The following is a 19,563-nucleotide window of genomic DNA, read 5'->3' on the forward strand; positions in this document are numbered from 1 at the left end:
TAGTCAGTATATGGTCTGTCGCAGCAAGTTAGCTGTAGCACTAATAATTATATAAAGCTGCCGGGATGGGAAATTACGTGATATTCAGAGTTGATCTGTTGCCAGAACAAAACGGAAGTTATTTCAGAACCATGCTGTTCGGCCTGGTGTTGATCTTATCTGGTTCCAGCCTGGCCCAGGCACCGCTATTACAGCCGTTGACCCCGGATCAGGGCTTGTCCCAGGGCACAGTTCATGATCTGATGATCGACACAAACGGCTTCCTATGGATAGCCACCGATGGCGGCCTTAACCGCTTTGATGCCAATAAAGTCAGCCACATGAACGCCGCGGAACATAATTTGTCTGACATATCTTTCAGTGAGGTAATCGAAGATCAGCAAGGTCGTATCTGGGCTTCGGCAGCAAATGTTGGCATCTATTTATATGACAACGAAAGCAGCCTCTTTTCTTTGTTTGTGGCGAAACAAACTTTAAATGAAACACATAACAACAACCATATTACCGGTCTGATAGATCAAGACGCTGATAACCTGCTGTTTATCCTGAATGATGAAATTCACCGCCTGAACAAAAATACCGGGCAGACATCAAATTTACTGGCTCTGAAACAGTACGGTAAAGAGAAAGGGTGGTTCAGAACCTTATTACTTCACAATAATTACCTGTATGCCGGGGCCTTTGATGGCCTGATCCAGTACGACCTGCAAAATGACAGTCATCAGTACATACCATATCTCGATCGCAGCACCGCCAGTGACGACCAGCTTGAAGTTAAACATCTGAGTATTGCAGACGGCCGCTTGTATATCGGTGCCGTTGCCGGCTTATATAGCCTGGACCTGACACAAATCGAATTAGCGACAGACACTGAAGTACCACTGCAAACCAGTATGCATATTGCTGATTATAATATCTGGCAATTACACTGGCGGGGCCGTCAGGCACTGGTGGCGACCGAACAGGGACTGTTTAATTTTGACAGTTCCGACAATACCTTACAGTTATTGCTTCGATTCAGTGATAGTGATTTAGGTCTTTTTGACAATAATATTATTGATCTGGCCGCTGATGATTTTGGTGGCTACTGGCTGGCCTCGCGTGATGATGGCGCCTTTTACTGGCATCCCCGTTCACTGGCATTTGAGCATATTAGTCGTCAGACAACCCTCGGAAAACAGCTTAGTAATGATAAGGTTTATCAGCTGGCCGCTGATCAGGATATTAACTTATGGATCGGTACCAGCAACGGTCTCAATAAACTGAATATAGCGACCGGCGCCACCAGCAGTTATTTTGTTTCTGACGATCTGAAAGCTAACTGGCATCAGGGCACGGTAATGCAGGTCATCGCAGATAGCGCCAATCCGCAGCAGCTCTGGTTTGTCTCTTCCAGCGGTTTAAACCTTTTTGATAAAAAGAGCGGGCAGGTAGTGTCATTGCCTGTGGCAAATGAACAGCAACGGACTCTGTTAGGTAGTGATAGTTTCTTTTATTATTTTGATGCAGGTAACGGCAGCAATCGCCAATTCTATTTTTACAATGAAGGAAAAGTGTATCGCTATACCCCGGCAACCGGCGAGGTCACCGAGCTGGAAGTGTTTCAGCAATTACCGATGCAATACTTCGGCGGTATCGTCGGCGCGTTGCCAGACAACCCCTCAGAACTACTGGTTACTACTGCCGGCCAGCTTTGGCTGTACAATAGCCAACTTGATAAACTCCGTCAGATATATCAGGTGGAGCCATACCAGCCGATGATGCCGCACCATGCTGATCAGATGGCACAGGATGATTACGGTATCCTCTGGCTGGGTATCAATAGTGTTGGGTTACTGGGCTTTGACAGCGAGTCAATGCAACTTAAACACCATTTCAATACTGACAATAAGTTAATTGCAGATCAGGTCTACGCCCTGCAAAAAGATGACGCAGGCGATATCTGGTTTTCATCGCATAGCGGCTTGAGCAGGTTAAAACCTGACACCCTGCAAATAGAACACTTTAGTAAAGCCGATGGTTTAAGAGTTCACGAATTTAATGGTAGTGCATCAACTAAGTTACCGGATGGCCGGATTGCTTTTGGTAGTATGCGCGGTGTAACCCTGGTGGACCCGGCAAAACTGGCAACCTCGGAGCCGCGACCTAACGTAAACATTACCGATATCAGTGTTTTAAGTGGTAGCTTTAAAAGTCGTAGCGACTTGCTGAACAATAAAGTGTTTCATCTGGATCACGAAGATGTTGGTATTCAGCTACAATTTAGTGCAATGCATTTTAGGGACAACCATAAAATGCGCTACCGTTTCTGGCTGGAAGGTCGCGATACTCTTAATTACCCCGAACAACAGGCCAACAATGTGGTGTTTCCTTCGCTTCGAAGCGGTAAGTACCAGTTTAACGTGGTCGCCATTGCGCCGCATACCGGCCTGGAAAGTGAAGTTAGTTCAGTGACCTTGCGAATTGCTCCGGCACCATGGCGGTCGCCGTGGGCACTGGCACTCTATTCGCTACTAGGCCTTGCGCTGCTGTATCATTTGTACCGGATACGACGGCAACAGCAACAAATTATTACTGAAGCCCACCAGGAAGTAGCAACCAGCGAGCAGCGCTTAAAACAAGCACTGGCCTCGGTAGACAGCGGTGCATTCGAATGGCAGGCGGACAAAAACAGTTTGTATGGCTCCAGAATGCAATTAATGCTGGGCTACGGCGAGCTGATGAATAACATTACCCTGCAGCAGCATCTTTCGCTGATCCACCCGGAAGACAGGGAAAATTATCAGCAGCAGTGGCAACGTTTTTTACAGCACCCTGATAGTAATTTTGAAATCACCTACCGCTTAAAACATAAAGCAGGCCATTGGCTGTGGTTCCGGGATCAAGGGCGCGTTACTGCTGTGGACGGCAATCAGCAGGTTATGGCGGTTACCGGTACCTTCAGCAATATTACCGAAACCCGTGCCAATATGGAGAAAGCAAAATTATTTGGCGAGGCATTCCAGCAAACCCGCGACTGGGTGGTCATTTTAGACAGCAAACAACGGGTTATTGCAGCTAATCAGTCTTTTTCAACAGCATTTGGTAGTGTTGAGCAATATCTGGATAACCCCCGTACCCACCATCTGGGGATCAGTCTGGTGCGGCGGCGTTTTTACACGAAACTGTTACACGAATTAAGCGCCGGCGCGCATTGGCAGGGTGAGGAGCAGGTCATTACCCCGGACGGCCGGGAGCGCCCTACCCTGATTAATATCAGTGCCATAGGCGAGCAGCAAAATGTTGCCTTCTATGTCCTGGTATTTACCGATATTACTGCCCAGAAAATGGCGGAAGAAGAGCTGCGTTATCTGGCCAATTATGATGCGTTAACCGGCTTACCGAATCGGGCATTATTGATGGACCGTATTCTGCACGCGATGGAACAATCGCGGCGTGACAAAAAATCGTTAGCACTATGTTTTATTGATTTGGACAAATTTAAGCAGGTTAATGACTCCCTCGGCCATGATATCGGCGATTTGTTGTTGAAAGAAGTCGCCCGCCGGCTGGCTCTAACCCTGCGCGAGCGGGACACCGTTGCCCGTCTGGGTGGCGACGAGTTCGTTGTGCTGCTGGAAGGCTATCGTCGGGGCGAGAATGTCAGCATGGTCGCGCGTAAAATGTTGTCGGTAGTCAGTGAGACGATGCAACTGGGCCCCCATACTGTAGGTGTATCGCCTAGCATCGGTATTGCCTTGTATCCGGATGATGCGCTGACAGCACAGGAACTGCTAAAGCATGCTGATGTAGCGATGTATCATGCGAAAGAAGCCGGTCGTAATAACTTCCAGTTTTTTACCAATGAAATGAATGAAAAAGCGCATATGCAGCTGGCGAAGGAAACCCGGCTGCGTAAAGCCCACCAAAACAAAGAGTTTTTCAACGTTTATCAGCCGATTGTCGACAGTAGTAAGCAGAAAATGGTCGGTGCTGAAGTACTGATGCGCTGGCAAAGTACCGATGGTGTGGTATCGCCGGTCGAGTTTATTCCGCTGGCTGAAGAATTACGGCTAATCGTCAGCATGACCCAACAATTACTGGAGCGGGCGCTGGCCGATCTAAGCCAATGGCGCCAAAGCGGTATTGATATTTATCTGTCGGTTAATCTGGCTACTCAGCATCTGGAGCAGACTAATCTGGCCAGCCATACGGCGGCGTTACTGAATAAATATCAGCTGCCGGCAAGCTGTCTGCGCTTTGAAGTAACCGAAAGTGCCCTGATGAATGATCAGCAAAGCGCAATTGAAACCATGCTGGCGCTTAGCGACTTAGGCATTCAACTGGCCCTTGATGATTTTGGTACTGGTTACTCTTCATTGAAGTACTTAAAACAATTGCCGATAGACGCCATAAAAATTGATCGCAGCTTTGTCAGCGACATCGGCATTGATAAAAGCGATGAAACCATTATTGATGCCATGCTCAGTATGGCTAACAGCCTCGGCATGTATTGCATTGCCGAAGGGGTGGAAACCACAGAACAACTGGCCTTTTTCACTGAACGCCATTGTCCGTTAATTCAGGGCTATTTATATTCCAAACCGTTAACTGCTGAGCAGATCCCGCCATTCTGGCAGCAAAAGCAGCTTCCAGGCAGCAATAACTGATCGGACAGCCTGCTGTGCTACTGCGACTAAATTACGCTGACTGCTCGTTTTGAGTAACCGTGGCCTGTTATACTGCACGGCCTAAACGACCCGCTGCCAGGAATGTTATGCAACCTCACCTGCTGAAAGGCGCATTACTGCTATTACTGGCAGAAGCCTGCTTTGCCGGAATAGGTGCTGTGGTGAAATACAGCAGTGACATGGCTAGCGAAGCGCAAATTGTATTTTTCCGCAATCTGTTTGCCTTGGTGCTGATGCTACCTTTTTTATACCGCCATGGCTTTGCCATGCTGAAAACCCAGCGCTGGTATTTGCATTTAAGCCGGGCACTGACCGGCCTGATATCGATGTACTGCTTTTTTTACGTGTTGTCGCAGTTACCGCTGGCTCAGGCGATGATGGTCATTATGCTATCGCCTTTTATTGTGCCGATTCTGGCCCGCTTCTGGCTGAATGAACGCCCCAGCAGGCTGACCCGCTTTGGTATTGCGCTGGGATTTGTCGGTGTCATCCTGGCCTTGCCCAGCCCGGAGCCGGGCCTGAATCTGGTGTTGCTGCTGGCATTGTTTTCGGCATTTTTAGTCGCTATTACCAAAACGACTATCAGAGCAATGGCCAGTACCGAGTCGGCAGTACGGATTGTGTTTTATTTTTCGTTGCTGACTGCCCTGCTCTCCGCCATACCGGTACCCTTTTACTGGCAGCCGCTCGCAGCTGAAGTATGGCTGGCATTTATCGGTATGGGCATTCTGGCAGCGATTGGTCAGCTGGCAATGACCAGGGCCTTTGCCATTGCCCCGGCCAGTGATATCGGGATGTGGACCTATAGCAGCGTGTTATTTGCCGGTGCCTTTGGTTACCTGTTCTGGCAGGAACCGGTAACCTGGGGCTGGTTGGCCGGCGTCATCGTTATTTTTTATGCTGGTTATGTCACTACCCGGCAACGCCTTTTTTAAACCCGGGCCCGACAGCGGCAAAAGCTTTTGCCAACGATGCTGGCACTGCAGCGTCGAACAAGCTAAAATACGCTCCCTTTTTCAGACGCGACAACACAGGTAACGACCAACAATGGGCAAAAAGCTGCACATTAAAACCTGGGGCTGCCAGATGAACGAGTATGACTCGTCGAAAATGGCAGACCTGCTGGATGCAACACATGGCTACATTCTGACAGAAGAAGCGGAAGAGGCAGACGTTATTCTGCTGAACACCTGCTCGATCCGGGAAAAGGCTCAGGAAAAAGTGTTTCACCAACTTGGTCGCTGGCGTCCGTTAAAAGAAAAGAATCCGGATCTGATTATCGGGGTCGGTGGCTGTGTGGCATCCCAGGAAGGTAAAGCCATTCGCGAACGCGCGCCCTTTGTCGATATTGTATTTGGTCCGCAAACCCTGCATCGTCTGCCGGAAATGATTAACTCGGTGCGTGGTTCACACTCGCCGGTTGTCGATGTATCGTTCCCGGAAATTGAGAAATTTGACCGCTTGCCTGAGCCAAAAGCAGAAGGTCCGACTGCTTTTGTCTCTATTATGGAAGGCTGCTCGAAATACTGTACTTTCTGTGTGGTGCCCTATACCCGGGGCGAGGAAGTCAGCCGGCCGCTAGACGACGTATTGTTTGAAGTGGCACAGTTGGCAGCCCAGGGTGTACGTGAAGTTAACCTGCTTGGTCAGAACGTTAATGGTTATCGCGGTGAAACCCATGATGGCAATATTTGCCATTTTTCTGAGTTATTGCGTTTAGTCGCCGCCATTGATGGCATCGACCGGGTCCGTTATACCACCTCACACCCGATAGAATTCAGCGATGACATTATTGAGGTATACCGCGATGTGCCAGAGCTGGTTGATCACCTGCATCTGCCAGTGCAGTCTGGTTCAGATCGCATTTTAAACCTGATGAAACGTGGCCATACCGCGCTGGAATATAAAGCGCAAATTCGTAAACTGAAGAAAATCCGGCCAAACTTAAGTATGTCGTCCGACTTTATTATCGGTTTTCCGGGTGAAGACGATATGGATTTTCAGGCGACCATGGACCTGATTCAGGCCATCGATTTTGATATGAGCTTCAGCTTTATTTACAGTGCCCGTCCTGGTACACCGGCAGCAGACCTGCCAGATGATGTCAGCGACGATACCAAGAAGCAGCGGCTATACATATTACAGGACCGGATTAACCAGCAAGCACTGAAAATTGCCCGTAATATGCTGGGCAGTGAACAGCGTATTCTGGTTGAAGGACCGTCAAAAAAGAATATTATGGAGCTGACCGGCCGTACTGAAAACAACCGGGTGGTGAACTTTGAAGGCTCACCAGAGATGATCGGTCAGTTTGTAGACGTTAAAATTACCGACGTTTTCAGTAACTCATTGCGTGGCGACTTAATCCGCACTGAAGCGCAAATGGGGCTGCGCCGTGAAATTGCTCCGGCCCAGATTTTAGCAAGACAACCCAAGGTCGACCCTTTGGGTGTGACGACTTTTACGCCCTGATTTTACGCCCTGAGCGGGCCTTAACCGCGAGTGCACTATTGAACACTGACAATTTGAATGTAGCAGAACTGGTACTGGAACCGGCCGACAACAACAGATTAAACCTGCTTTGTGGCCCCTATGACGATAATTTAAAGCATATTGAACGGCGCTTGCTGGTTGATATCAGCTATCGGGATAACCTGTTTAAAGTGGCGGGCCCTGACGTTAATGTTTCAGCTGCCAGTGATATTCTGCGTCAGTTATTTCAGCTTACAGCCGGCGGGCGGCAGCACGCTGCGGCTATCAGCCCGGAGCAGGTGCATCTGACCATCAGTGAAAATTTTGATATTCAGTACCAGAATGACAATGGCAGTACCCGCGATTTCAGCCTGAAAACCAAAAAAGGCCTGATTAAAGCCCGCAACCCAAACCAGGCCAGTTACGTGGCAAATGTGCTGAGTCATGACGTTTGCTTCGGTGTTGGCCCGGCCGGTACCGGCAAAACCTACCTTGCCGTAGCCTGCGCTGTCGATGCGCTGGAAAGTGGCCTGGTGAAACGGATAGTGCTGACCCGGCCAGCGGTTGAAGCCGGTGAAAAACTGGGTTTTTTACCCGGTGATTTGGCCCAGAAAGTCGACCCTTACCTGCGGCCGTTGTACGATGCCTTATTTGAGATGCTCGGCTTTGAAAAAGTTGAAAAATATCTGGAACGCGGTGTTATCGAAATAGCGCCACTGGCGTATATGCGTGGCCGCACCCTGAATGATGCCTTTATTATTCTGGACGAAAGCCAGAACACCACCACCGAACAGATGAAAATGTTTTTAACCCGGATAGGCTTTAGTGCCAAAGCGGTCATTACCGGTGATATTACCCAGGTTGACCTGCCCCGCGGCCAGTATTCAGGTTTAAAGCACGCTATTGATGTCCTTAGCGATGTAAACGAAATCAGCTTTAACTTTTTTAATGCCAAAGATGTGGTGCGTCACCCGATAGTACAGCGTATAGTCCAGGCTTATGAAGCCCACGAAGCCGAAAAGTTGCAGAGCAAAGCTGAATAATGAGTGTCTTGCTTGATCTGCAATTAGCCAGTACAGCCCCCGGCATTCCTGCTGAAGCCGATATTCAGCGCTGGCTCAATGCCGCAGTATTGCCGTTTCAGGCACAAGCGGAAGTCACAATACGAATTGTCGATAATCTGGAAAGCCAGCAGCTTAATTTGCAATATCGTGGCAAAGACAAACCAACCAATGTGCTTAGCTTCCCTTTTCAGGCACCACCCGGCATCGAGCTGTCCTTACTGGGCGATTTGGTAATTTGTACCCAGGTGGTGCAAACAGAAGCAAACGAGCAACAGAAGTTGCTAAATGATCACTGGGCACATATGGTGGTACACGGTTGCTTGCATTTGTTAGGTTTTGACCATATAAATGACGACGATGCCGAAGCAATGGAAGCCGAAGAAATTCAGATCCTCGCCAGTCTTGGCATCAACAACCCCTATTTATTGGATGATAACTAGGTTACTTTTCACTAACGGAGCATAAGTTCACGAATGAGTGACGACAACCCCCACTCTAGCCGCGGTTCTGCCGGCAAAACCTGGTTAGAGCGTATCGCCAGTATTTTCAGCGCAGAGCCACAGGACATTTCAGACCTGGAAGATATTATAAGCGAAGCGGCCAGCCGCGAACTTATCGATAGTGATACCAAAAGTATGCTGCAGGGCGTACTGGATGTATCTAAAATGCGGGCACGCGACATTATGGTGCCCCGCTCGCAAATGGCTACCATCGACATCGAGCAACCAGTCAGCGCTTTTTTACCTATTTTGCTCGAAAATAATCACAGCCGTTATCCGGTCGTCAACGAAGATAAAGATCACGTTGAAGGCATTTTGCTGGTGAAAGACTTGCTGCAATATGCGTTGGATCCTAATCAGACCGACTGGCATATCCGTGAGTTTTTGCGCCCGGCTGTTATTATTCCGGAAAGTAAGCGGGTTGATGCCCTGTTAAAAGAGTTTCGCCAGAAACGTTATCACATGGCTATCGTGGTTGATGAATACGGCGGGGTTTCCGGCCTGGTGACTATTGAAGATATATTGGAACAAATCGTCGGCGAAATTGAAGATGAACATGACGATGAAGAAGATAACGATATTAAGAAGATGGCGTCCCGGGTATTTCAGGTCAGTGCCCTGACCCCGCTGGACGAATTTAACGAAAGTTTCGGTACCGGTTTTGATGAAGAAGACGCAGATACCATAGGCGGAATCGTACTGCATGCTTTTGGCCATATGCCAGAGCGCGGTGAAAGTATTCAGTTAGGCGATCTGACTTTCAAAGTCAGTAAGGCCAATAGCCGGCGTCTGTTGCAACTGCAGGTCATTAAAGCCAAGGAAAGTGAAGCAACTGAGGACGTTGGATCATAGCTACCGTTACCGCTAAAACGGCCTTTGCAGCGCTACTGCTGACCGGGGCCGGCGCCTTAAACACGCTGGCTTTTGCTCCCTTTACCCTTTGGTGGCTGCCATTTTTCACCCTGGCGCTGCTAGTCGTGATGCTGGGCCATGTCAGTCATTGGCGCCAGGCGGCGCTGGCTGGTTTTTGTTATGGCCTGGGTTGGTTTGGTGTCGGTATTAGCTGGGTCCATGTCAGCATTGACCAGTTTGGCGGCTTACCGCTGATTGCCAGCCTTGGTCTGATGGCGTTGCTGGTGGCTTATCTGGCATTATTCCCGGCACTGGCTGCAGCGCTAAGCTACCGGCTTGACAACAGACGGCGACTTGCTGGCTATGTTAGTCCGCTACTATTCGCAGCCAGCTGGGTTGGCGCAGAATGGCTGCGCAGTTTTTTGCTGACCGGTTTTCCCTGGTTATCGCTGGGATACAGCCAGAGCGCAGCAGGTTTAGCGGACTACGCGCCACTTATCGGCGAAACCGGTATTACCTTTATTCTGGCCGCCAGCGCGGCAGCGCTGGCCCGCCTGTATCAGCCCGGCCCTACCATGTTAAGGGTGGCCCCCGCCGTGTTAGCTGCCTTAGTGATAGCAAGTTCTCCTTTGCTGCAGACGGTCAAAGGCTGGCAATACAGCGATCGCAACGCCAGGCTGGTGATGGTTCAGGGCAATATCAAGCAGGAACTGCGCTGGCAGCCGGAGCAGGAGTGGCCAACCATGCTGAAATATCTGGACCTTACCCGGCCGCATTTCAGCAGTGCTGATATTGTGATCTGGCCTGAAGCGGCGATTCCGCAACTGGAACCCCTGGCAGAAGCTTTTCTGGATAACCTGAATAAAGCGGCTTTTTACAACGATGCTGCGTTAATTACTGGCATTCTTGATTACAACCTTAAAACTGAACAAGCCTGGAACAACCTGATTGTGCTGGGTAAAGACACCGCCCAGGCCAGCGCAGGCCATTATTTCTATGGCCACGCTAATCGTTTCAGTAAACATCATTTATTACCTATTGGCGAATTTGTGCCATTTGAAAACTGGTTGCGGGCCCTGGCGCCGATTTTTGATTTGCCGATGAGCTCTTTCACCCGGGGCAGTTACGTTCAGCCCAATTTGCTGGCCAACGACTATCAGCTGTTAAGCGCCATTTGTTTTGAAATTGCCTTTCCCCGCCAAATTCGGGCAAATTTTACTGCCGATACCGACTTTATTCTGACAGTCAGCAATGACGCCTGGTTTGGTGACAGCATCGGGCCGCATCAACATTTACAAATTGCCAGGATGCGCGCCAAGGAGTTTGGTAAACCGGTGTTACGTGCCACAAATAATGGCATTACCGCCACTATTAATGCCGATGGCTCAATCCGCCAGCGGTTACCGCAATTTGCAGAAGCGGTACTGCTTGATACTGTTCCTCTGAGCTCCGGCCGCACCTGGTATAGCCGTTTTGGCGACTGGCCGCTGGCTGTCTGTTGTCTGTTCTTGCTGGCGCTGGCCGGTTTCAGGCTGCGACGCTGAAATCTTTGCTTTACGCATTGACGTCAGATCCACTAAACTGGTCACTTCTGGTTAGTTTTCGGGCATAAATGTAAATTATGGTAGTATTCCTCAGGTTAGCGATATTCGCATTGCTGTTAAGCAATCCGCTGCTATCCAGTCGCGCTGAGTCAGACTTCACCATTATTTATGCAGCCGAAATGGCAGAGGCCAACCATCCACAGGCAAACTATGCTCACCTTGCCAGTTTACTGGCGCAACACCGCAACAACGATACCCCGGTTTTCTTCCTGTTTGGCGGCGGTAGTATTGGCCCAAGCCCGCTGGGCTTTTTTGACCGTGGCGCCCATATTATTGATATCCTGAATACCTTAGAGCCCGATGCCATGGCTGTATCGCACCGCGATTTTGCCTATTTTTCTGAAGAGTTATCGCAACGGGCCTATGAGGCGGCTTTCCCCCTGGTGCTGAGCAACCTGTATGACCCGATGACAGAAGGCAACCTGGACGGCCTGGTAGACAGCATTCTGGTGCAGCAGGGCGAAATTAAACTCGGCGTCATTGCCCTGGTCGCTCCCTATGTTATTCAACAGTATGCCTTAGAGCGATTGAAGATCACCCCTGCCAAGCAGGCTATTTTAGTACAGGCTGCCAAACTGAAAGCCCAGGGCGCGAACTTGCTGGTATTGATGCATACAACCGAACTGGATTTTCTACCAGAGCTGCTGGCAGATGGCACCATTCAGCTGGCATTTCGCAACAACTATGATGGCCAGCAACTATTGCCCGATCAACCCGATATCATTCTGCAGCAAAAACTTAATCAGGCCCTGGTGGTTGATGCTGAACTGGTTACAGCGCACCAGCTGAATAACCTGCGAACCCACGCTATCGATCTGGCAACCTTGCCAGCCAGACCAGAGGTAGCCAGGCAAATTCAGGATCATAGTCAGCGGCTGCAATTATTGCTGCAAGAGCCGCTTGGCCTCAGCACGGTTGCCTTTACGACCCGGCGTGATGAAGTACGTAACCGGGAAAATGCATTCGCTAACTTTGTCGCCGACACGCTGAAAAACTATACTGGCGCCGAGCTGGCTTTTGTCAACAGTGGCACTATTCGTGGTGTAAGAGACTACCCGGCAGATACAATACTGACCCGCGGTGATATTCTGGCAGAGCTGCCTTTTCGCAATACTCCGGTGTTACTGGAGCTCAGCGGCCAGGACCTGCGCAGTATTTTTGAGCATGGTTTAAGCGGTTTGGATAACCAGCGTGGCTTTTTTCTGCACAGCTCTGGGGTAACTCTGCGCTTTGACAGCACTGCACCCTCTGGTGGCCGGGTCAAGGAATTGCTGATAAATGGCGACCCCGTTGTTGACGATAAGATGTATAAAGTTGCCACCTTGCAATATCTGGCTGAAGGTGGCGATGGTTTTGAAATTTTAAACAAACGCAGCAAACTAAACTTCTTTAACCCGAGTGATCGCAATATTGCCGATATTATTGCTGCAGCGATAAAAAAACAGCAAAGCATTGCGTTGGTTAAAGATGGCCGGTTGCAGGACGTCAGTCAGCAGGAGCAACCATGAGTTTGTTCAGCAAACGCTACTACTCCAGCGCCCGACTATTATTTGCGTCATTATTGCTGATTTTACTGTTATTTATTTTACTAAGCTTGCTGTTTTATCATCGATTACAACAAGCACAACAAATTGTCAGCAACGTGGCGGAACAAGCGGTTCCTGCCGTGTTGGAAGCCAGCCTGGTTCATGACAAAGTCAAAGAACTGAACCTGCAGTCTGAGCTGTTGCGGGATGCCATCAGTCAGGCAGCCAGAGCCAGAGCCTCTCAACAAATAAGCCAGATCATTGTCGAGATCAGCAGCCTGGATCATCAGCAATATGTACAACATCAGTATCAGCAACAACGAATGCAACTGATTGCTGATGAAGCCCGCAGCCTGGATATGCTGATTGCTGAACGCTTGGTTTTGCAACAACATAACCGCCAGTGGTTGGATAAGCTTAGCCAGCTGCAGCAAGAAAGCCAGCAATTAACAGACACCATCACCAGCCAGCCGTGGTTATTGCATTACTCCGGGTTATTACGGGATGTTACTGCCTTGTACAGCATTGACCGGCTGTATAACCTGCGCCAAAGCCGGACAGAGCTGAATAACTTACTGACAATGAATCAGCAGATGCTTAGTCAGTTAGGCGCAACCGAGCGCCGTGCCGCCTTAGCATTATCTGAGCAATTAACGACGGCCTTGTTATCGGAACACGGTATTCTTGCGCTGCGTGAGGCCGAGCTCAGCAATATTGCCAAAGCGACCGGCAAAGCAAACTTTCTGCGCAGTCTGGTTACTGATTACGCCAGTGAAACCGAACTGAACGCCTATCAGTCTGCAGCATCTTTGATGCAACTGAGCCAGCAATCTTCAACTGCACTTGATCGGCAAAACCAGTTCAGTTTTGCCCTGGCATTAGCCGCTATCCTGTTACTGCTTGCCATCATGTTCTACACCCAGAAACGGGTCATTAAACGCTTAAAGTTATTGAACGAAAAAGTGCTGGCAGGCAGTGGTTTTGATGGTGATGACCGGTTATTCGCCAGCAATGATGAAATTGCTGATATTGCCCGCTCTTTTACTGAATACAGCAATACTGTTGCGGCGCAGCAAACAGCATTGGAGCGCCAGTCATTAACCGATGGCCTGACCGGTATTGCCAACCGACGTCATTTCGACAGCCAGTTGCACAGCGCCGTCGCCATGGCAAAACGGATGCAGCAGCCGTTGGCGGTCATTTTGCTGGATGTTGACCACTTTAAAGCGTACAACGACAGTTATGGTCACCTGGCCGGTGATGATACGTTAAAAGCTATTGCCAATACGTTAGCTGACACACTGCAACGCCAGATAGATTTAGTCGCACGCTACGGCGGCGAAGAGTTTGCCTGTGTTCTGCCCAATACCAGCCCAGAGCAGGCAATGATAATGGCAGAGCAATTACGGCTGGACGTGTTAGCGCTGATGCTACCACACCATGCCAGCCCAACCGCCGGCTTTATAACCATTAGTCTGGGCATTTCCTGCCTGCAACCGGGCCAGGATATCAGCGACAAGGTACTATTAAATCAGGCCGACAAAGCGCTCTATCAAGCCAAAAGTCAAGGCAGAAACTGCTGTGTAATGCTTTAGAAAATTGTTAGCGGATTACCTTTACGCCAATTTCCAGTTCTACCGGCTGTTGCAGCTTTTGCTCTATTCTTTGTTTAACCCGGTCCATGGTGGCGTTGTCCACTGCACTGCCTGATACCAGGGTCAGGCTTATCCTGAGCGGCGTGCCCGGTCGCACGGCGACATCACGCAGTTTTACTTCATCCAGTACTATGCCATCAAGCTGCTGGACTATCCTATGCTCTGCCACCATATGACCAAAGCCTATCGCTAACGGAATACATAAAATTGCGGCCAGGGTAACGGTAAGGGCCAGGCCACGTTTAGCCCGGTGGAACGGACTGTAACCCAGAATCATAAAAGTGATAACTGCGGCCAGAACAATCCCCACCAGGTTAGTTAAAAACAGTAAAAAAGCGCCCCAAAATACCGTTAAATCAAGCCAGCCCAGCCCTATTCCGGCGACCGCTAAAGGCGGAACCAACGCCACGGCAATTGCTACCCCTGCCAGGCTTTTTGCTACTTCTGCCCGGGCATGGGCGTAAGCACCGGCAATACCAGAAATTACCGCTACCCCTAAGTCGAGTAACGTCGGGCTGATCCGGGCGGCGATTTCACTGTTAACTGTGGTAAGCGGAATAAACCAGGTCGCCACCATGGCACAGCCCATTGCCAGGCCGGTTCCGACCGCAATACTGCGGCTACTGACCAGCATTAAGCTCTCATCCTGGCGCAGAGTTCCCAGGGCCATTGCAATAATTGGCCCCATTAACGGCGCTAAAATCATCGCACCAATAATTACCGGCGTGGAATTGGCAAACAAACCAAACACCGCCAGCAAGGTCGCCAGCACCATCAGGGTTAAATAAGACGGCGAGGCTTTAGCGCTTTCGCGCATCGCCATAAATAACTCTTTAAACTCGTCGGTAGCCGCGTGATGGATCCAGGGCAGCGGATAGGTAACCAGTTCGGTTTTTGCTTTGCCGGCAGGTAACGCCCGGGTTCTTACTGCTTCTTTACTTTCTGCTTCTGCTTCTTCCAGCGCCAGATGCCGGCCCGGCGCCAGCTGCAGAACCTGCGGTTCTACTTTTAATTGCAGACTATTACTTTTTTCAATCAACCCATCGTGGGTATAGCTAATCAGCTTTGGGCTGCTGATACTGAGGCTACGGCTTTTTATATGGCCGACAAAAGAAGGACTGTTATTATTCCAGTAATCGCGTAAAAACAATGAGGCGAATAAAAACCGCAGCATTTCAAATACGCTGCGCGGTGCCAGCACCAAAGCATGTAACATACCATCATTAACACTGGAATCGGCCACCAGTCGGCGCGACAGCACGGAGCTACGACCATGCTCTACTACCACGATACCCAGTGCGGCGGTGTCGACTATTTTTTCTTTATGGGTGGTGATCTTAAACGCATTAAAGGTGACATCGCCAATGCCTTTTACCAGCCGGATAAAGCGTTTAACCCGCTGGGCCAGTGGCTCAGCCAGGGCTTCACCAGGCGTTAACGTCAGGGCATCACCTATTACCACCGAGTTAAACACCGGCACGTCATTACACAGCAGTAAATCTGCCTCTACCGCAGCGTTGTTCAGGGCATCAGTCAGCGCTTCTTCCATTTTACCAGCGATGCCAAAGCCATAGCGGGCATGTTTCATTTCAGGGTGCGGCAGTAAGGCCAGGGTCAGTGGCTGATTCTGAATTTGCAATACCAGCTCACGCAGGTGCTCGTCACTTAAATAACACACCAATCTGCTGCCGGGGGCGAAACCTGTCGGCTGCTCCGGATTAAATACCTGCACTGTTAGCGTCGCAAATGCCTCGCCCAGGCGGGTGTTCAGCAGCGGAATTAACTGCTGCTGCACCCGCTGTGCGTCTAAATCGGCGTACAGTAATACTAAGGGTTCATTGCTAACTGAACTGCTATTCATCCAGACTTCCGTTAACCAGTTCGGCAATTTCTGCCAAACGTTGCATAGCCCGGCCATTCACCGACTTTTTCGGATACTGACCGCGCCGGTTGCGCTCACCGGCTTCTTCTGTAGTTAACAAGCCAAGCGCTTCATCAACGGTTTTTACCACATAGATATGAAACTTTTGTTGCGCAACTGCGGCAATTACTTCATCCCGTAGCACCAGATTAAGCTGATTGCTGGCCGGTATAATCACCCCCTGCTCGCCGGTCAGGCCCCGTGACTGACACAGCCGGAAGAACCCTTCAATTTTCTCGTTAACACCGCCAATAGCCTGCACCTGACCGTGCTGGTTGATTGAGCCGGTGACCGCCAGGCTTTGCTTGATGGGGATATCAGTAATTGCAGAAATCAGCGCGCACACTTCGGCCAGTGAGGCACTGTCGCCGTCAATATGGCCGTAAGATTGTTCCATCGCAATATTGGCACTTAAGGTCAGCGGGAACTGGCGGGCATATTTTGCCCCCAGATAACCGGTCAGTAACAAAACGCCCTTGGAGTGAATAGCTTTGCCCAGCTCCACTTCGCGTTCAATATCAATAACCCCGCTCGAGCCGGCAAATACCGTAGCACTGACCCGGGCTGGCGTACCAAAAGCGGTATCGCCAATTTCCAGTACCGTCAGGCCATTAATTTTACCCACGGCCAGGCCTTCGGTATCTATTAAAATCTGACCTTCCTGGATATCCTCCAGAAAGCCTTCACTGATCCGCCCGGTACGGTGCTGCTTGCCCTGCAATGCCTGCTGCACGTGCAGCTCATTCAGAATATCGCTGTCGCCTTGCGCTGCGTAGTAGCAGGCTTCGCGCACCAGCTCCAGCACATCGGCAAAGCGGGCCGATAATTTGCGCTGATGCTCCGCCTGGCGAAAGCTGAACTGTAATAATTGACGCAGGCCGCACTTTGTCAGCTGGTTAATATTCAGCTGCTGCATTTGCAACTGGATCTGGCGCGACATAAAACTCAGGGTTTGCTCGTTATAGGGCAGATAATGTTCAAAATCGGCCAGCACCCGGAACAATTCATTAAACTCTTCATCCACTTCCTGTACCAGATAGTACAAGTCGCGTGAGCCCAGCAGCACCACTTTTACATTAAGCGGAATAGCCCGCGGGGTAATAATGGTTGAGTTAGTAACGGCATGTTCGCTTAAGGTATCAATGACCACCTCACCACTTTTCAGCGCCAGTTTCAGCGCATCCCATACTGATGCCTGCGACAATAAGCGGTCAGCATCCAGAATTAAGTAGCCGCCGTTAGCTTTATGTAATGCACCGGGGCGAATCATCCGGTAATTGGTATAAAGCGCGCCACTGGACGAGTTATATTCTACCCGGCCAAACAAGTTGCCATAACTGGGATTGGGCTCAAAAATAATCGGCGCGCCCGACATCGTTTCATGATGGACCAGCACATTAGGCACAAATTCTTCGACAAAAATTTCCCGGCTGTCGATCTCCTCCTGCTTTTCGCCATCAGACTCATCCGGCAGTAGCTCCAACACTGCTTTTACCAGATGGGGCCGCATTTCTTTCAGGTATTTCAGCACACCAAGCTCGGTGCTGTAATCATGCTCCATTTCTTTAAGCATCGGCTTAATGGCCTGCTCTATCGTTTCTTTGCGCAGCGCTCGCAGGTTTTCCGATAGTTCACGTTTCCAGCGCGGCAACTCAAGCAGCGCATCGTTTAACACCGTTTCCAACTCTGACACCAGCGAATAGAAATATTGCCGCTGCTCGTCAGTCATTTTACTGAACTCGCTGTCGTCCAGCGGTTTACCATCAATGATTGGCGAAAAACTGACGGCACCGTTGTCTTCATACAGCACAACCTGTTTTTCAAGCGCGGTTTTCTCGACCCGCTCTATCGCCTGCTCATAGCGGTCGTCAAACTGACGGGCAATGGTTTTTTTCTTGCGCTGATAGCCCGGGTTATCGAACGCTGCCGGAAAAGTATCCAGTAACTCATCTATTAAGGCTTCCAATTTTTTAACCAGAATGCGGCCGTCGCCCGGCAGCAGCCGCAACGTATTCGGCACCCGTTCATCGTCAAAGTTATTCAGGTAGCACCACTCATTTGGCGTGGCTTTCTCGGCTGCGGCATGTTGCAGAATATCCTGTACCAGAGTAAACCGACCCAGTGCCGGCTCGCCCATTACATACAGGTTGTAACCCGGCATATCCATACCAATGGCAAAGGCCAACGCCGACTTCGCCCGGTCCTGGCCGATAAAGCCGGGAATAAGCTCGGCGGTGGCCAGCGCCTGTTCAATTTGAGCGCTATCTAATACCGGACCAAGGTCAGCAGGCTGCAGTGCTGCGGGTAAACGGCTGTGGGTCATATTATCCCTTAATTAAAGCAAGAGTATTAAAGCAAAAGTTACGCAAACGCATGTGCCGACATACTACCAAAAACCCGCAGCACTGTGCGGGCTATTTTATTTTTTCAATAAGCCGGTTAAAGATCCTGCCACTGGCGCCGATACAAGCTTAGCAACAGAAATCAATCTACGTCGAGGTCAACATGAACGAACAAAATTGTCTGCAAAAAATTCGCAATCTTGGTGTTCGTTTACAGGAACTCGAATTAGTGCAACTGGAACCGGGTAAATCTTACGCCGCCACAGCGTTAAATTTTTTGTTTGCCGACCATGGCGCACAGCGTCCGGCGGGTGTGCCACTTGACCATACATTGCGGGCCTTAGGTGAAGCGATAGTAGCAAATCGTAAGGTACGGTTCAGCACGCTTGACCCGGACAGCGTCATCGACTTTTTCTGCCGTTTTTACCGGGTACATTGAAATAAGCAATTTTTTGAAATACCTTTGCAGCTGAGCAGGTCTTATTACAGACCCTGACAACCATAAAGGTAACAACTGATGAAAACACTGAACAAAACCCAACTCTCCTTTGCTCTTGGCGCTATGGCATTAGGCTCAGTAGCCGCTGGCGCTGCTCATGCCGATAGTAACCCTTTTGCTGCTGCAGAACTTAGTATGGCCTATCAACTGGCTGCCACTGAAGGTAAATGCGGTGAAGGAAAATGCGGTGCCGATAAAGCTAAAGATAAAGCCAAAGACAAAGCAAAAGAAATGAAGTGCGGTGAAGGCAAATGCGGTGAAGGTAAGTGTGGTGCCGACAAAGCAAAAGCCAAAGCTGAAGATAAAGCCAAAGAAATGAAATGTGGCGAAGGCAAATGCGGTGAAGGTAAGTGTGGTGCCGATAAAGCCGCCAAAATGAAAGACGATGCCAAAGCCAAAGCTGAAGATAAAGCAAAAGAAATGAAGTGTGGCGAAGGTAAGTGTGGAGCAGCCTAAGC

Annotated in this window: 13 protein-coding genes; 11 read left to right on the forward strand and 2 right to left on the reverse strand. The window is 49.8% G+C overall.

Annotated elements, in window-relative coordinates:
• The first annotated feature begins 77 nt into the window (after positions 1-77).
• The 9 genes from CRO03_RS11365 to CRO03_RS11405 all read left to right on the forward strand — a co-directional run bounded on the left by CRO03_RS11365 (position 78) and on the right by CRO03_RS11405 (position 14,283).
• Positions 78-4,649 (forward strand): EAL domain-containing protein, encoded by a 4,572-nt coding sequence (locus tag CRO03_RS11365; RefSeq protein ID WP_245861623.1) that lies wholly within the window; start codon positions 78-80, stop codon positions 4,647-4,649.
• 107 nt (positions 4,650-4,756) lie between these two features.
• Positions 4,757-5,605: a DMT family transporter gene (locus tag CRO03_RS11370; protein WP_097111755.1), complete on the forward strand. Its 849-nt coding sequence runs from the start codon at positions 4,757-4,759 to the stop codon at positions 5,603-5,605.
• Between the two features lie 112 nt (positions 5,606-5,717).
• On the forward strand, positions 5,718-7,142 hold the full coding sequence (miaB, locus tag CRO03_RS11375; protein ID WP_097111756.1) for a tRNA (N6-isopentenyl adenosine(37)-C2)-methylthiotransferase MiaB: 1,425 nt from the start codon (positions 5,718-5,720) through the stop codon (positions 7,140-7,142).
• Positions 7,143-7,180: 38 nt separating this feature from the next.
• Entirely contained in the window at positions 7,181-8,185 is a 1,005-nt protein-coding gene (locus CRO03_RS11380; protein ID WP_097111757.1) for a PhoH family protein, read from the forward strand.
• On the forward strand, positions 8,185-8,646 hold the full coding sequence (gene ybeY / locus CRO03_RS11385) for an rRNA maturation RNase YbeY (protein ID WP_097111758.1): 462 nt from the start codon (positions 8,185-8,187) through the stop codon (positions 8,644-8,646). Before CRO03_RS11380 ends, ybeY begins: the two co-directional genes overlap by 1 nt.
• A gap of 33 nt (positions 8,647-8,679) precedes the next feature.
• Complete coding sequence (locus CRO03_RS11390; RefSeq protein ID WP_097111759.1) at positions 8,680-9,558, forward strand: CorC family transporter; 879 nt, start codon at positions 8,680-8,682, stop codon at positions 9,556-9,558.
• Positions 9,559-9,596: 38 nt separating this feature from the next.
• On the forward strand, positions 9,597-11,102 hold the full coding sequence (lnt, locus tag CRO03_RS11395) for an apolipoprotein N-acyltransferase (RefSeq protein ID WP_245861646.1): 1,506 nt from the start codon (positions 9,597-9,599) through the stop codon (positions 11,100-11,102).
• A 77-nt stretch (positions 11,103-11,179) separates the two neighbouring features.
• Positions 11,180-12,670, forward strand: a complete 1,491-nt coding sequence (locus CRO03_RS11400) for a bifunctional metallophosphatase/5'-nucleotidase (protein ID WP_097111761.1) — start codon at positions 11,180-11,182, stop codon at positions 12,668-12,670.
• Positions 12,667-14,283: a GGDEF domain-containing protein gene (locus CRO03_RS11405; RefSeq protein ID WP_097111762.1), complete on the forward strand. Its 1,617-nt coding sequence runs from the start codon at positions 12,667-12,669 to the stop codon at positions 14,281-14,283. The genes CRO03_RS11400 and CRO03_RS11405 overlap by 4 nt, the downstream gene beginning before the upstream one ends.
• A gap of 7 nt (positions 14,284-14,290) precedes the next feature.
• Here the strand turns inward: CRO03_RS11405 and CRO03_RS11410 are convergent, their stop codons facing one another.
• Positions 14,291-16,204 (reverse strand): TIGR00341 family protein, encoded by a 1,914-nt coding sequence (locus CRO03_RS11410; protein WP_097111763.1) that lies wholly within the window; start codon positions 16,202-16,204, stop codon positions 14,291-14,293.
• A complete protein-coding gene (locus tag CRO03_RS11415; protein WP_097111764.1) occupies positions 16,197-18,587 on the reverse strand; it encodes a Lon protease family protein in 2,391 nt (796 codons plus the stop codon). The genes CRO03_RS11410 and CRO03_RS11415 overlap by 8 nt, the downstream gene beginning before the upstream one ends.
• Positions 18,588-18,769: 182 nt before the next feature.
• Here CRO03_RS11415 and CRO03_RS11425 point away from each other — a divergent pair, with 182 nt between their 5' ends.
• Together CRO03_RS11425 and CRO03_RS11430 are read left to right on the forward strand one after the other, a co-directional pair.
• Positions 18,770-19,045, forward strand: coding sequence for a hypothetical protein (locus CRO03_RS11425; RefSeq protein ID WP_097111766.1), 276 nt, complete (start codon positions 18,770-18,772; stop codon positions 19,043-19,045).
• 78 nt (positions 19,046-19,123) lie between these two features.
• On the forward strand, positions 19,124-19,561 hold the full coding sequence (locus CRO03_RS11430) for an HvfA family oxazolone/thioamide-modified RiPP metallophore (RefSeq protein WP_097111767.1): 438 nt from the start codon (positions 19,124-19,126) through the stop codon (positions 19,559-19,561).
• Positions 19,562-19,563: the final 2 nt, after the last annotated feature.

Origin of the sequence: Arsukibacterium tuosuense, from assembly GCF_900215315.1 — a bacterium.
In the GTDB taxonomy this organism is placed as follows: Bacteria; Pseudomonadota; Gammaproteobacteria; order Enterobacterales; family Alteromonadaceae; genus Alishewanella; species Alishewanella tuosuense.